The organism is Salinicoccus roseus, from assembly GCF_003814515.1.
In the GTDB taxonomy this organism is placed as follows: domain Bacteria; phylum Bacillota; class Bacilli; order Staphylococcales; family Salinicoccaceae; genus Salinicoccus; species Salinicoccus roseus.
In genome coordinates this window covers 181,464-195,928 of the sequence record NZ_RKQJ01000002.1, presented here as the reverse complement: position 1 = coordinate 195,928, position 14,465 = coordinate 181,464, and the positions used below count along the sequence as shown (strand labels likewise).

12 protein-coding genes are annotated in these 14,465 nt (G+C 48.7%); 7 read left to right on the top strand and 5 right to left on the bottom strand.

Annotated features, from left to right (window positions below; genetic code table 11):
* Window positions 1–59: 59 nt before the first annotated feature.
* Complete coding sequence (glnA, locus tag EDC33_RS08025; protein ID WP_040106116.1) at window positions 60–1,394, bottom strand: type I glutamate--ammonia ligase; 1,335 nt, start codon at window positions 1,392–1,394, stop codon at window positions 60–62.
* 209 nt (window positions 1,395–1,603) lie between these two features.
* Between glnA and EDC33_RS08020 the strand changes: the two genes are divergently transcribed.
* Entirely contained in the window at window positions 1,604–2,611 is a 1,008-nt protein-coding gene (locus EDC33_RS08020; protein WP_124010782.1) for an aldose epimerase family protein, read from the top strand.
* Window positions 2,612–2,643: 32 nt separating this feature from the next.
* Here EDC33_RS08020 and EDC33_RS08015 read toward each other — a convergent pair whose 3' ends face one another.
* The 3 genes from EDC33_RS08015 to EDC33_RS08005 form a co-directional block, all read right to left on the bottom strand.
* On the bottom strand, window positions 2,644–3,741 hold the full coding sequence (locus tag EDC33_RS08015; protein WP_124010781.1) for an ABC transporter ATP-binding protein: 1,098 nt from the start codon (window positions 3,739–3,741) through the stop codon (window positions 2,644–2,646).
* Window positions 3,742–3,831: 90 nt separating this feature from the next.
* Window positions 3,832–4,719 (bottom strand): helix-turn-helix domain-containing protein, encoded by an 888-nt coding sequence (locus EDC33_RS08010; protein ID WP_094906268.1) that lies wholly within the window; start codon window positions 4,717–4,719, stop codon window positions 3,832–3,834.
* A gap of 14 nt (window positions 4,720–4,733) precedes the next feature.
* The gene (locus tag EDC33_RS08005; RefSeq protein ID WP_124010780.1) at window positions 4,734–5,927 is read right to left on the bottom strand and encodes an ROK family protein; all 1,194 of its coding nucleotides are present in this window, start codon (window positions 5,925–5,927) and stop codon (window positions 4,734–4,736) included.
* Window positions 5,928–6,168: 241 nt separating this feature from the next.
* Between EDC33_RS08005 and EDC33_RS08000 the strand changes: the two genes are divergently transcribed.
* The 3 genes from EDC33_RS08000 to EDC33_RS07990 all read left to right on the top strand — a co-directional run bounded on the left by EDC33_RS08000 (window position 6,169) and on the right by EDC33_RS07990 (window position 9,219).
* Window positions 6,169–7,431: an ABC transporter substrate-binding protein gene (locus EDC33_RS08000; RefSeq protein ID WP_124010937.1), complete on the top strand. Its 1,263-nt coding sequence runs from the start codon at window positions 6,169–6,171 to the stop codon at window positions 7,429–7,431.
* A gap of 73 nt (window positions 7,432–7,504) precedes the next feature.
* Window positions 7,505–8,383, top strand: coding sequence for a carbohydrate ABC transporter permease (locus EDC33_RS07995; RefSeq protein ID WP_094906270.1), 879 nt, complete (start codon window positions 7,505–7,507; stop codon window positions 8,381–8,383).
* 14 nt (window positions 8,384–8,397) lie between these two features.
* Window positions 8,398–9,219, top strand: coding sequence for a carbohydrate ABC transporter permease (locus EDC33_RS07990; RefSeq protein ID WP_094906423.1), 822 nt, complete (start codon window positions 8,398–8,400; stop codon window positions 9,217–9,219).
* Between the two features lie 22 nt (window positions 9,220–9,241).
* On the opposite strand, the gene EDC33_RS07985 is transcribed toward EDC33_RS07990, so the two are convergent.
* On the bottom strand, window positions 9,242–9,856 hold the full coding sequence (locus EDC33_RS07985) for a YesL family protein (RefSeq protein WP_124010779.1): 615 nt from the start codon (window positions 9,854–9,856) through the stop codon (window positions 9,242–9,244).
* Window positions 9,857–9,970: 114 nt separating this feature from the next.
* Between EDC33_RS07985 and xylA the strand changes: the two genes are divergently transcribed.
* Genes xylA through EDC33_RS07970 form a run of 3 tightly spaced genes read left to right on the top strand, consistent with a single transcriptional unit; the run spans window position 9,971 to window position 14,420 of the window.
* Window positions 9,971–11,290, top strand: coding sequence for a xylose isomerase (gene xylA, locus EDC33_RS07980; RefSeq protein WP_124010778.1), 1,320 nt, complete (start codon window positions 9,971–9,973; stop codon window positions 11,288–11,290).
* A gap of 19 nt (window positions 11,291–11,309) precedes the next feature.
* Window positions 11,310–12,797: a xylulokinase gene (gene xylB / locus EDC33_RS07975; protein ID WP_124010777.1), complete on the top strand. Its 1,488-nt coding sequence runs from the start codon at window positions 11,310–11,312 to the stop codon at window positions 12,795–12,797.
* Between the two features lie 21 nt (window positions 12,798–12,818).
* Complete coding sequence (locus EDC33_RS07970) at window positions 12,819–14,420, top strand: glycoside hydrolase family 43 protein (protein WP_124010776.1); 1,602 nt, start codon at window positions 12,819–12,821, stop codon at window positions 14,418–14,420.
* Window positions 14,421–14,465: the final 45 nt, after the last annotated feature.

Sequence of the window (14,465 nt, the reverse complement as noted above, 5' to 3'; positions counted from 1 at the left end):
AAAAAACCTGCCGGTTGGAATCATTCCAACCGGCAGGTTTCTGTTTGTATTAACATGTTCTAGTGCTGTGTCAGATATTCATCGAGTTCCCATTCAGTGATCTGGGCGCTGTACATCTGCCACTCGAGGTATTTATTATCGTAGAACTGCTTGTAGATGTGCTTGCCGAGTGCTTCCTGGATGACTTCATCTTCCCTCAATGCTTTGAGTGCTGTGTAGAGTGTTGTCGGGAGGTCCTCGATGTTTTCGACGTCGCGCTGCTTCTTCGTCATCTCATAGATGTTTTCGTCGACCGGTGTATCGAGTTCTGTCTCATTGCGTATGCCTTCGAGTCCAGCCTTCAGGATGGCAGCGGTCGCAAGGTATGGGTTTGCGGACGGGTCGAGGGAACGGACTTCAGCCCGTGTCGCCGCACCGCGTGTGGATGGAATCCTGAGCAATGGAGAACGGTTGCGGCCGCTCCATGCGATGTACTTCGGTGCTTCAAAACCGGACTGCAGTCGCTTGTAGGAGTTGACGAGCGGGTTGCAGACGGCAGTGTACCCTCTGGCGTGCATCAGCAGTCCCGCCATGAAGTGGCGCATTTCCTTGCTGAGGCCGAATTCGTCATTCTCGTCATAGAAGACGTTCTTTCCCTCACGGAAAAGGGAGACATTATAGTGCATGCCGCTTCCCGGCTGTCCGTAGATCGGCTTCGGCATGAATGTTGCATGCAGGTTGTATCTTCTTGCAACTGTTTTAGCGACAAGCTTGAATGTCTGCAGGTTGTCGGAGGACGTGACGGCGTCTGCATACTTGAAGCTGATCTCCTGCTGTCCCGGGGCGTTTTCGTGGTGGAACATCTCCACTTCGAATCCCATTTCCTCGAGTGTACGGGAAATCTCACGACGGCATTCCTCCCCGTCGTCCATTGCTGCGAGGTCGAAGTAGCCGCCCTCGTCACTCGGTTCTGTAGTCGGGTTGCCTTCCTTATCCAGCTTGAAGAGGAAGAATTCCGGCTCGGCACCAAGGTTCATGCCTTCATACCCCATTTCCTCCATCTCTTTGACGACCCTTTTCAAGTTGGATCTCGGATCGCCTTCGAATGGATTGCCGTCGATGTCATAGACATCACAGATCAGTCGGGCTATCCTTCTGCCGTTGTGTTCCCATGGGAAGATCACCCAAGTGTTGAAGTCGGGTTTCAGGTACATATCGGATTCTTCCAGCCTTACGAAACCTTCGATGGAGGAGCCATCGAACATCATTTCGCCGTCCAGCGCCTTGTCCAGCTGGCTGACTGGAATCTCCACGTTCTTGATTGCACCCAGAATATCAGTGAACTGCAATCTGATGAATCTTACGTTTTCATTTTCAGCAATCCTTAAAATATCTTCCCTCGAGTACTCGGTCATAAAGTAAACACGCTCCTAATATATTTTGTGCCTTTTGATTTTTGACACTATTCCATACTCTTTAACCTTAACATTACATTGATAAACGTAAAAATGATAACTGCACTTAAATTCAGGAAAACAAGTTTAGACGATGTATTGGTTTTTGACTGAAAGAATGGGTATATTGTCATTATTGGAAATGATACTGGGAAGGTGACGGGTATAATATGAAAATCAATAGAAAGAATCATGAAGATGGGATTGTGGAATACGTGCTGGAGAACAGTACAGGCATGAAGGTCGAATTGCTGAACATCGGAGCGAGCATCACGGGAATCCATGTGCCTGACCGTAATGGGAATCTCACCAATGTCGTGCTGCGCAATGATTCACTTGAGGAATACCGGGGGAACCTGCACTTCCTCGGGGCCACCATCGCCCCCGTGGCGGGCAGGGTGAAGGATGCCGAGATTGAAGTCGATGGAGAGAAGCATCACTTCGACAGCAACGACGGCCCGCATCTGCTCCACAGCGGTGACGCAGGCGTGCATACGAAGATGTGGGAGGATGCAGTCGTTGAGGAGGATGGCACCCAAAAAGTGAAGTTCACGACATCGATCGAGGACTATCCCGGGACCCCTGAAGTGAGCATCCTCTATTCCCTCGATGAGGACAATGCACTGAAGCTTGAGTATGAAGTGAAAAGCATGGGGCCGACAGCGGTGGCACCGACCAACCATGTCTATTTCAACCTGAACAGCGATACTGAGACCACCATAGGCAACCATTTTGTGAGGAGCGGGGCCTCCCGATACCTCAAGATGGATGATACGCTGATTCCGGAATCCATTGAAACATGTGAAGGCATATTCGACCTTCAGGAGGGCAAAGCGCTGCAGGAAGTGTTCGAAAACGGTGATGCACAGATCAAAGTGGCGAATGGCGGTTATGACCATTACTTCCTGTTGGAGGATGAAGACCACTTTGAAGTGTACGAGCCGGAAAGCGGCCGCAAGGTCACAATCACAACGGATTTTCCTGGACTTGTATTCTACACGGGCAACAACCTGGATGATGGGCTGCCACTCGCAGAAAGAAAACCGCAAAAATACATGGGGTTCTGCATGGAGGCTCAGGTGACGCCCGCTGCCCAGCATATGGATCTCGAGTTTGAGATGGAGTCACAGGGCATGTATAAGAAAGAAACAGTATTCAGGTTCAGCGTGGAGAAATAGAAAGAGGGGCTGCAAAGCAGCCTCTCTTTTGGTTATCTGATGGTTTTTTCAGTCTGTGCATCAAAAAAGATCGCCTTGTTCATATCGAAAGCAAGCTCTATCTGTGAATCGGGTTTGACATCCGTCCGAGAATCGATACGAGCAATGAACTTCTGGCCGTCATAATTGGAATGCAGGAAAATCTCCGCGCCCATAAGTTCTGCGACTTCAACATCTGCAGTCAGCGCAGTACCTGGTGCTGATTGTATGAAGAGCGGTTCATCGTGGATGTCTTCCGGTCGTATTCCAAGAATCACATCCTGATCCGTATAGCCTTGTTCCCTCAATACTTTCAGCTTACCCTCTGGGATTTTGAGTTTGCGTGAATTGGTCACGAAATCCTCATCCATCAATTTTCCGCGGAAGAAGTTCATTGCAGGCGAACCGATGAATCCAGCAACGAATATATTGTCGGGGTGGTCATAGACTTCTTTCGGTGTGCCGACTTGCTGGATGTAGCCATCCTTCATGACGACAAGTCTTGTGGCCATGGTCATTGCTTCGGTCTGGTCATGTGTGACATATATGGTTGTCGTCTGAAGTTTATGATGGAGGTTCTGTATCTCGGCACGCATCTGGACCCGGAGCTTCGCATCGAGGTTCGAGAGCGGCTCATCCATGAGGAAGACTTTTGCATCCCGGACGATTGCACGGCCCAGTGCGACCCTTTGGCGCTGCCCGCCTGAGAGTGCTTTGGGTTTGCGGTCGAGATATTCTTCAAGCCCCAATATTTTGGCGGCGTTCCTGACTCGCTGGTCTATATCCTTCTTGTTCTGCTTCCTCAGTTTCAGACCGAATGCCATATTATCATATACGGTCATGTGTGGATAAAGCGCATAGTTCTGGAAGACCATCGCAATATCCCGGTTTTTTGGTTCCACATCATTGACGACCGCATCATCGATGCGTAGTTCACCCCCACTGATTTCTTCCAAACCGGCAATCATTCGAAGTGTGGTCGACTTACCGCACCCTGATGGACCAACGAAAACAACGAATTCCTTGTCTTTGATATGTAGGTTGAAATCTTCAACCGCGACTGCCCCGTTATCATAGACCTTTTTGATATCGTTCAACATGAGTTCTGCCATATTTCATATCCCCTTTGTCGTGTGGTTGCCTTTTATTCTAGAGGGCAGGGGGGTGGGATGTATATGGAAGGAGTGCACAATGATTGACGCTTATTTTGTGCACTTCTCCATATTGAGGCATCTAATGGCAAGCTGGACCTTTACCGCATCATCGAAATTACGTAGGTCAAGCCCAGTATTTTCACTGAACTTGTCCATCTTGTACAGCAGTGTATTCCTGTGCATGAACAGCTTTTTCGAAGCTACCGATATGTTCAGGCTACTACTGAAGAGGATTGTCATTGCCTCGAGCCAGGCAAGGTCGTCTGCATAATCACCGAGCACTGAAATGATGTTCTGTCTGTCCTCCTGGGAAGTTCTGTCGAGTATGAGGTCCGTCATGCCGTCGGTGAAGGATATGACGGATTGTCCCAGGGTGTTGAAAAGGAGATGGGCCTGCTCTGAGGTCCGGTCATGATAAGTTTTTGGGCTCATGGCATCATAGTTGGCAGGCGCCACATACAGTTTTATGTTCAGGTAGAGGTCGCTCATGATCAAATCGATGATTTCTTCGAATTTGATGGTTTCCTTCGCCTGCTCGATTTCTTCTATGATGATGCCTTCATGGGCATCCTTCCAGATGATTTTCACCTCCCGGTCGATTGCCTCCCTGAGTGCCTGATCGACGGCTTTGGGTTCAACATGCCTGGTGAGGATGTGGAAGTGGATGAAGCGGTAGCTGGATTCCCCCTCACGTTCTTGTCTTCCCTGCAGGGCATCGATCCACTTCTTCTCTTCATCTGTGGGCATTGGAAATTTCTCCCGGTAGGGGATGAGGAAGGCGGAAAGTACTGAAAAATCACGTTCGGTGAGCTCGGACTTATCGATGCCGATTATTTCATCATCCTCCATCACAAACCATATGTACCTTTCCCGTTCCGACTCTTCCCATGTGAAAGGAATGAGGGAAGGGAAAGCGGCCTTAAGTCTTGAAAGCATGGAATTCTCCTTTCCTAAAGTGCGGTTTGGCTATATTGGTAGTTCATCAGGAAGTTTTCGATGGAAAAGGCGGCCATGCCCATTGCTGAAGAGTGGGTGGAGAGACCGGAGAATTCAAGGTGCAGCCCTTCCTTTTGGAACCATAGTGTCCCATCCAGTTTTTCTCTTATTGCAGGTTCAATCCATTCCTGTGCAGAGCTCATGCGGTTTCCGATGATGACCTGTTCAGGATTGAATGTATTGACGATATTCTTGACACCAAGGCCGATATAGCCGCCGACCGTATTGAAGAGTGCGATGGCCTGCTCATCTTTCTGCCGGGCGAGGCCGATCAGATATTCGAGGTCCCTCTGATCATTTGATTGAGGAGGAATCCCATATGCAGACATCGCTGCATGCAACCCCTTTTCAGAAGCATAGAGCTCCCAGCACCCCTGGTTGCCACATGGACAGGGATTGCCATTCAGATCGATGGTCATGTGTCCCATTTCGCCAGAAAAACCGTTGTTGCCGCGATAGAGCTCTCCATTCAGCATCATGCCGATGCCGATGCCGATACCAATGCTGATGTAGAGGATATGATTGCTTTTGCTGCCAACACCGTATTTCTTTTCACCATAACATCCTGCATTCGCCTCATTTTCGATAACTACCGGGACCCCATACCGCTCTTGCAGCTTGTCTTTTATCTCTATGTTTTCCCAGTTGAGATTGGGTGCGAGCATGACCTGGCCCTTCAAGTCGACTGCTCCTGGAATGCCGACCCCGATCCCCACAATGCTGTAGGGGGTGTCGGGCTGTCTGGCAATGAGGTAATCGATTACTTCCAACGTATGTTGGATGGTTATCTCGTAGGATTCATATTCGTATTTGATATACTTTTCCATCAGAATCTCACCGGTGAGGTCGGTAAGCACCCCAAGGATATAGTTGACGCCAAGGTCGATTCCTATGGAACAGCCGGCCATCCGGTTGAAGTTCAGCATGACCGGACGTCTGCCGCCACTGGATTTCCCAGGTCCGGACTCGTAGACCATATTCTCTTCAATCAGATCATTGACGAGGGAGGAGACCGTCCCTTTGTTCAAGCTGGTTTTAATTGCCGTTTCTGCTCTGGAGATCGGGGCGTAGCGCATGATCGTATGCAGTACGAGGTCCTTATTCTCCTGTTTGACCACATGTTGGTTCCAAGTCTTTGTTTTCTTCATTGAGTCGACTCCTTCCAATTGATCCTTATCGGGACAGCCCTCATGATAATGTTAAATATACAGTACATCATTCCTAAAAGAAATGACGAAATGGATTTTGGCAAAACTTTGTTCATCCACTAGACAAATGAAGTTAGGGGTGCTATTCTATCAACAAGAAATAAAAAATGATTGAAAAATCAAACAGGGGGTTTTTTTATTGGGTTATTTGAAAGCGCTTACGGCTACAGGGGCTACGGCCATGGTTCTGATGCTTGGAGCTTGTTCCGGTGGAGAGGACGAGTCCGCTTCAGCGGGTGAAGGGAACGAAGGGGAAAAAACGGTCGAATTCATGCATCTATGGCCGGAAGGCAATTCGGCCCAGCATCATAGGGTGGTCGAGGAGATCATCTCAGATTTTGAAGCAGAGAATGAAGGAGTCTCGGTGGATGTTGAAGTCTTGAGCAACGAGCAGTATAAGGATAAGGTGAAGGTGCTCTCCTCCTCTGATGAATTGCCGGATGTCGGCATGACATGGGCAGCGGGATATCTGGAGCCTTATGTCAGCGGAGAAAAGTTCGCGCCACTGGACGACATGCTGGATGATGGATTGCGCGAACAGTTTGTAGAAGGGACGACTGAAGGCTATGAAATCGACGGTCAGACGTATGGCCTGCCATTGGAACTGAATACGGCGAACGTCTACTACAACAAAGCCATATTCGATGAATACGGCCTGGAGCCGCCTGAGACACTGGAGGAGTTCAATTCGGTGGTGGATACACTGAACGAAAATGGTGTACCGCCTGTCGCTCTTGGAAATGGAGACAGTTGGACAGGCTCGATGTGGTATATGTATCTGGCTGACAGGCTCGGGGGCTCCCAACTGCTGACGGAAGCCATTGAATCCGGCGATTTCAACAAGCCTGAACTTATACAGGCTGCAGAAGAAGTACAGAACCTCGTGGATAATGATACCTTCATGCAAGGGGCGAATGGTCTGTCCGACCAGGAAGCCAAGAGTTCATTCATGAATGAGCAGGCGGCAATGTACCTGATTGCTACATGGGATCTGCCGAACTACACGACGAATGAAGACGTTCCACAGGAGTTCCGCGACTCGGTCGGCTATTTCAAATTCCCAACCGTTGACGGTGAGGGAGATATGGACAGCTATGTCGGCGGTCCGGGCGTTGGCATGTTCGTTGCTGAAAACTCGGATGTAAAGGAAGAGGCGAAGGCATTTACCAAATTCTTCGTAGAAGAATGGGGCGAGCGTGCAGTGACCGATGTAGGTATAATTCCGGCAACCAAAATCGATCCCGAATCGCTGGACCTGCCTCAGATGTATGTAGATGTGCTGAACGATTTGAATTCGGCTTCTAACATCACTCTTTATGCAGATGTACAGATGAGTGCAGACGCAGCAGATGTGCACCTGAATCAGATACAGGCATTGTTCGGCGGAGAAGTGACACCTGAAGAATTCACTGAAGCACATACGGAAGTGCTCGAGGGCGAATAGTTGTACACGCATCATGATTCTGGGAGGGTGGCGATCTTACCGTTGCCTCCTCCCTCAAATGTAGGTGAATGTGATGAATAAGGTAATGTCTAATAAATGGATGATACTCCTCTACATGTCACCGGCGCTTCTGCTGGTGGGGGTGCTGATCTTCATTCCACTTATCCTGTCAGGCTATTATGGATTGATGGAGTGGGACGGTATAGGGGAAATGAAATTCATCGGATTGGAAAACTATATCAGGGGCTTGCAAGACGGCATGTTCTGGACAAGTGTATGGCATTCGACACTTCTGGCTCTATTTTCTACACTGAGCCTCATACTCTATCTGGCTGTATCCCTTGTGTTGGCTTCCAAAATAAAAGGGGCCGGTCTCCTGAGAAAAATCTATCTTATCCCAATGTTGCTGTCGTCTGTTGCGATTGCGCAGTTGTGGATCAAAGTCTACAATCCTTCCAATGGTATCCTAAATTGGATCCTGATGCAGGTGGGGGTTGAAAATCCACCTTCATGGCTGGCTGACCCGAATATCGTACTCTATGCCATATTTCTGCCGATAGTGTGGCAGTATGCAGGGTTCTACATACTCATATACTATGCTGCACTGAAGAATATTCCCGAGACGGTGATTGAGGCGGCCCGTATAGATGGGGCATCGCCGCTGCAGATTGCACTCAAGATAAAATTACCTCTGATCCGGGAAGTCATCCTTGTTACGGTAGTGCTGGCGGTTGTCGGGTCATTGAAATACTTTGATTTGATTTATGTAATGACCAATGGGGGACCGAACGGTGCAAGTGAGGTCATGGCCTCATATATGTATAAGCTCGCCTTCTCGGTAAATGACTTCGGGTACGGAAGTGCGATTGGATTCCTGATGCTCATAATTACATTGATAGCAACCTTGCTCATCCGTAAAGCCACTTCAAGTGATGAGAAACTTCAATATTAAAGGGGATGTGTATGTTGAATCGTTTAGGTTACATACTGCTCTATTCCTTCCTTGGAATCGTGGCAGTGATACAACTTTTTCCGCTGTTTTGGCTGTTCCTCTTTTCCCTCAAGGACAACAGGGAGATCTTTTCCGGGTCTCCCTTTGCCCTGCCAAGTGAATTCAAATGGGAGAACTACCTGAAGGTATGGGAGGGCGGCATCGGTCTCTACTTCTGGAACAGCATATGGATTACAGCTACTGCTGTAATACTCACTGTAGTGATAGCCAGCATGGCTACATTTGCATTGACCAGGATGAAATGGAAACTCAGCGGCCTGGTGCTGGGGCTGATCATGGTCGGCCTGATGATCCCCGTCCATTCGGCCATCATTCCGCTGTTCAGCATGTTCCTTCAAGTCAATCTGATCGACAATCCATTGTCGATCATCATCACCTATACGGCCTATAATCTGCCAATCACCATCATGATCCTGCTCGGCTTCTACTACACACTCCCAAGAGAGATAGAGGAAGCGGCAGTCATTGACGGCTGTAATATCCATGGGGTGTTTTTCAGGATCATACTACCCATGACGATGCCGATCATGTCCACGACGATCATCATCAACATGATCTACAACTGGAATGAGTTCGTATTCGTCAACACCTTCATCAGCTCCGATAAGTACAAGACGTTGACAGTCGGGATACAGAACTTCATAGGCCAGTATATGACGGACTGGGGGGCTATTGGGGCCACCCTCATCATCAGTATCTTGCCTATCCTCATCGCCTTCATCTTTTTCAGCAATAAAGTGGTGGAGGGACTCGCTTCCAGTGCGGTCAAAGGATGAAAAAAGACACCTATGCGGTGTCTTAGCTGTTCGGTGCCTTTGAATTGAGCTTATTGAAAGCCATGAGGGCGAACCAGGTGGTCGTTAATGAATAGGCAGTCATGCCAAAGATGAAGGCAAGCGGCGGGAGGAAGTAGAAGATTGCGCCAAGTGCTGCAAGTGATACAGCCATCAGTGCTGTATGCACAGGACTGACCAGCATGAAGAGGAATGCGTTTCTCATGACTTTCAATATGCTGTCTTCAAAATGGACGAAAGCGGGGAACAGATAGAACAGGAACAGGGTGTAGAGTAATATGACAGCAAAAAGCAGGATGTGTATCAGCGTCAGGTTGTCGGGTGCAGTGACATCGATGAAGATGAGGTTCACTGCAATCAGGGCCACTCCGAAGATAACGCACAGGCCGAGCAGGTTGCTTTGGAAAAAGGTCTCCCTGTAGTGGCTGGAGAAAGTCCTTGAAACCGATACATCGGTTTCTCCCCTCAACCATCTCCGAACCACATGGAATAGGGAGAATGTAGCAGGGAAGAGACCGAATGCCACCAGACCGATTAGAGTGAATACTACCCAGAGGAGCTGCACATACGCAAGACGCATAATCCACTCAAGTATTCTGTATATGAATGAGTTATACATTAAGACCACCCCGTTTGGATTAGTTTATTCATGTTAAGTACATCACAATTACTTAGTTTGTCTTTCAGACGAACTAACTATTAATAAGTATATTTAAAATTAGGAGGAAATACAATGGCATACTTCAACAACATAGGAAAAATCAATTATGAGGGACCGAATTCAAACAAGGACATGGCGTTCAAGTTCTATAATCCGGATGAAAAAATCAATGGCCGACGCATGGAGGATATCCTGAAGTTCGGCGTCGCCTATTGGCATACGTTCACCGAGGATCTTTCGGACCCATTCGGTGCCGGTACAGCACAGAGGCCTTGGGACAAATTTAGTGGAATGGATCTGGCCAAGGCACGGGTCGAAGCGGCTTTCGAATTCTACGACAAGCTTGGTGTTCCGTACTTCTGCTTCCATGATGTAGATATTGCACCTGAGGGAGATTCCCTGAAAGAAACCTATAAAAATCTTGATGAGATCGTCGCAATGATCAAAGATTACCAGAAGACGAGCGATGTAAAGCTGCTCTGGAATACTGCCAACAACTTCTCCCACCCAAGATTCGTCCATGGAGCTGCTTCTTCCAACAGTGCGGATGTATTTGCCTATGCAGCTGCGAAAGTGAAGAAAGGACTTGAAATCGGCAAGGAGCTTGGTGGAGAAAGCTACGTTTTCTGGGGTGGCCGTGAAGGGTACGAGACGCTGCTGAACACGGATATGAAACTTGAATTGGATAACCTGGGCAGGTTCTTCCATATGGCAAAGGACTATGCAAGGGAAATCGGATTCGATGCCCAGTTCCTGATCGAGCCGAAGCCGAAGGAGCCGACTTCCCATCAGTATGACTTTGATGTGGCAAGTGGATATGCCTTCCTCCAAAATTATGGTCTTGAGAAGGATTTCAAATTCAATATAGAAGCAAACCATGCAACATTGGCCGGTCATACATTCGAGCATGAACTGCACTATGCAAGAATCCACGATATGCTCGGCTCCGTCGATGCGAATCAGGGGCACCCGCTGCTCGGGTGGGATACGGACGAATTCCCGACAGACATCTACTCGACGACTCTGGCAATGTACGAAATCCTCAAAAATGGTGGCCTCGGAAAAGGCGGACTCAACTTCGATGCCAAAGTGAGAAGGGGATCATTCAAGGCAGACGACCTCTTCCATGCCCATATTGCAGGAATGGACAGCTTCGCAGTGGGGCTTAAACTCGCCCAAAGGCTGCTTGATGATGGTGTGATCGAAGACCTCATCAGCAAACGCTACGACTCCTTTAACCAGGGCATCGGCAAAGAGATCGTGGATGGTACTACAGATTTCAAGAAACTCGAAGCACACGCGCTTGGACTTGGTGAAATCAACCTCGAATCCGGCAGCCTCGAGAAGATTAAAGCGAAAATCAATCAATATATGCTGACGATGTATAAATAGAAGAAAGAAGGTATTCAAGATGGCGCATGTACTGGGTGTTGACCTTGGCACAAGTTCAATCAAGGTAATCATGGTTGATGAAGCGGGGGCAGTCGTAAAAGAGTCTGTCCAACCGCTCAATATATTTCATGAAAAACCAGGATACAGTGAACAGGACCCTGAAGAGTGGGTTGAGAAGACGCTGCTGGCGCTCAAGGAAATAGGCGACACAGGCACTGAAGAGATTGAAGCATTGAGTTTCTCCGGTCAGATGCATGGGCTGGTGCTTGTAGGGGAATCCGGAATGGCATTGAGGAATGCGATTCTGTGGAATGATACCCGGACGACCAGGGAATGTGAAGAAATTCTACAGACTATCGGAAGCGACAGATTGGTTGGCATCACAAAAAATACAGCTCTGGAAGGCTTTACGCTTCCAAAGCTGTTATGGGTGAAGAAGCACGAACCTGAGATGCTGGAGAAAGCATATCGTTTCCTATTACCGAAAGACTACTTGAGATATAGGCTCACAGGTGAGCTGAACATGGAATATTCGGATGCTGCCGGAACATTGCTGCTGGATGTGCAACACAGGGAGTGGAGTCGGGAACTCTGCGAGGCGCTTGGCCTCGACTTCTCCCTCTGCCCACCACTCGTGGAATCAACAGCCCAGACTGGTCATTTGAATACGGAAACAGTGGAAGCGACAGGGTTGTCAGAAAAAGTGAAAGTGTTCGCGGGCGGAGCGGATAATGCATGCGGTGCCATCGGGGCAGGCATACTAGCCGAAGGTGATGCACTCTGCAGCATCGGGACTTCCGGTGTAGTACTCTCCTATGAATCGACCGGAGATAAAGACTTCGGCGGCGCCATCCATTATTTCAACCATGGGGCGCCGGGAGCCTTCTATACGATGGGAGTGACACTCGCTGCAGGGGACAGCCTTTCCTGGTTCAAGAACACCTTTGCACCAGACACGGGCTTTGAAGAGTTGCTTGCAGGCATTAGGGGAGTTCCGGCTGGTGCCAATGGACTGCTCTTCACCCCATATATATCCGGTGAGCGGACGCCGCATATCGACAGCAGTATCCGCGGCGGGTTCAACGGCATAGATACATCGCACACACGTGATCATTTCATGCGTGCAGTGGTGGAAGGCATCACCTTCTCATTAAAGGAATCCCTGGAAATCATCAGGAATCATGGAAAGCAGATCGACCGCATCATCTCCATAGGTGGTGGGGCTAAAAATGCAGAATGGCTGCAGATCCAGGCGGATGTCTTCAATGCAGAGATAGTGAAATTGAAGACCGAGCAAGGTCCGGCGATGGGGGCGGCGATGATTGCCGCAGTCGGTTCAGGCTGGTTCGATTCTTTGAAAGCGTGTGCGGAAACCTTCACGGAGGAGGCGGAAAGCTTCAAACCTTCAAAAGTCGAAGTGGAGCAGTATGAGAAAGTATACGAGCTATATAAACAGGTCTATCCTGCAACACGAAAGTTGAATCATGACCTGATGGTGTACAAATAATATCGACGGGAGTGCATGATCATGAAAATAGAAAATCCGATACTTAAAGGGTTCAACCCAGATCCGAGTATATTGAGGGTGGGCGACGACTACTATATAGCTGTCTCCACATTTGAATGGTTCCCGGGAGTCCAGATCCATCACTCGAGAGATTTGGTGAACTGGGAGCTGGTTTCCCATCCGCTTAACCGGGTATCCCAGCTTGACATGAAGGGCAATCCAAACTCCGGTGGCGTGTGGGCCCCATGCCTCTCCTACAGTGATGGTCAATTTTGGCTCATCTATACAGATGTAAAGGTGGTCAATGGCCAATGGAAGGATTGCCACAACTATTTGGTGACTGCAGACGCTGTAGATGGAGAATGGAGTGAACCCATCTTCCTGAACAGTTCAGGGTTTGACCCTTCGCTGTTCCATGATGAAGATGGGAAGAAGTATCTGGTGAATATGGTATGGAACCACCGGGTCGGCCATCATCCTTTCCGGGGGATCGTCCTCCAGGAATATTCTCCGGAAGGCAAGGAACTCGTAGGAAAGCCGGAGATTATTTTCGAGGGGACGGAAATAAAACTGACTGAGGCGCCGCATATTTATAAAATAGACGGCTACTACTATCTTCTTACTGCCGAAGGCGGAACGAGATATGAACATGCGGCCACCCTGGCACGTTCAAAAAACTTGCGGGGACCTTATGAGCTCCATCCCGACAATCCACTGCTCAGCTCTTGGCACGATCCCTCCAACCCACTGCAGAAGGCGGGGCATGCCTCCATCGTCGAGACACAGAATGGCGAGTGGTACATAGCGCATCTCACGGGGCGTCCGTTAATGGTGGAGTCGGAATCCATCTATCACAATCGAGGATACTGTCCGCTCGGCAGAGAAACCGCACTTCAGCGTCTGGAGTGGCGCGACGGATGGCCGTATGTAATCGGCAGCAAGGCAGGTAGCCTGCTAGTAGAAGCACCCGACTTGCCGCCGTATCCTGTGTCCTCTACGTATAAGGAATTGGAAACTTTTGAAGAGGATGGACTGAACATCAATTTCCAGACTCTCAGAATACCGTTTAACGACACAATCGGCTCTCTTAAGGAAAGTCCCGATCACCTTAGGTTGTATGGCCGGGAATCACTGACCTCCCTCTTCACCCAATCATTTGTTGCAAGAAGGTGGCAAAGCCTGGACTTCGAAGCTGAAACGGCACTCAAGTATATTCCTGAAACTTTCCAGCAGGCAGCTGGTCTGGTCAACTATTATAATACAGAAAACTGGACGGCCCTTCAGGTCTCTTTCGATGAAGAGAAGGGGAGGGTGCTGGAATTGACTTCCTGCGATAATTTTAGTTTTTCAGCACATCTGGAACATCCTGTCGAAGTGCCCGAAAGTGTAGAATACATCTACCTGAAAGTAAAAGTTGATGGACATCACTATAACTATTCTTATTCATTTGATGGAGAATCGTGGATGGACATAGGGGTGACTTTTGAAAGTCGTAAACTGTCTGACGATTATGTTGAAGGCGGGGGGTTCTTTACAGGCGCCTTTGTAGGGATGCAGTGCCAGGATACAAGCGGCAGAGGAAAGCATGCCGACTTCAAATATTTCAGATACAGCGAAAATTAGGCTTAGGCATGAAGAAGGCTGGAGATGTTCATGCGTCTCCACTTT

Coding starts and splice junctions, on each gene's coding strand:
- EDC33_RS08000 (WP_124010937.1), top strand. CDS start 6,169: ATGGTTCTGATGCTTGGAGCTTGTTCCGGTGGAGAGGACGAGTCCGCT.
- EDC33_RS08005 (WP_124010780.1), bottom strand. CDS start 5,927: ATGAAGAAAACAAAGACTTGGAACCAACATGTGGTCAAACAGGAGAAT.
- xylB (WP_124010777.1), top strand. CDS start 11,310: ATGGCGCATGTACTGGGTGTTGACCTTGGCACAAGTTCAATCAAGGTA.
- EDC33_RS08015 (WP_124010781.1), bottom strand. CDS start 3,741: ATGGCAGAACTCATGTTGAACGATATCAAAAAGGTCTATGATAACGGG.
- EDC33_RS07995 (WP_094906270.1), top strand. CDS start 7,505: ATGAATAAGGTAATGTCTAATAAATGGATGATACTCCTCTACATGTCA.
- EDC33_RS08020 (WP_124010782.1), top strand. CDS start 1,604: ATGAAAATCAATAGAAAGAATCATGAAGATGGGATTGTGGAATACGTG.
- glnA (WP_040106116.1), bottom strand. CDS start 1,394: ATGACCGAGTACTCGAGGGAAGATATTTTAAGGATTGCTGAAAATGAA.
- xylA (WP_124010778.1), top strand. CDS start 9,971: ATGGCATACTTCAACAACATAGGAAAAATCAATTATGAGGGACCGAAT.
- EDC33_RS08010 (WP_094906268.1), bottom strand. CDS start 4,719: ATGCTTTCAAGACTTAAGGCCGCTTTCCCTTCCCTCATTCCTTTCACA.
- EDC33_RS07970 (WP_124010776.1), top strand. CDS start 12,819: ATGAAAATAGAAAATCCGATACTTAAAGGGTTCAACCCAGATCCGAGT.
- EDC33_RS07985 (WP_124010779.1), bottom strand. CDS start 9,856: ATGTATAACTCATTCATATACAGAATACTTGAGTGGATTATGCGTCTT.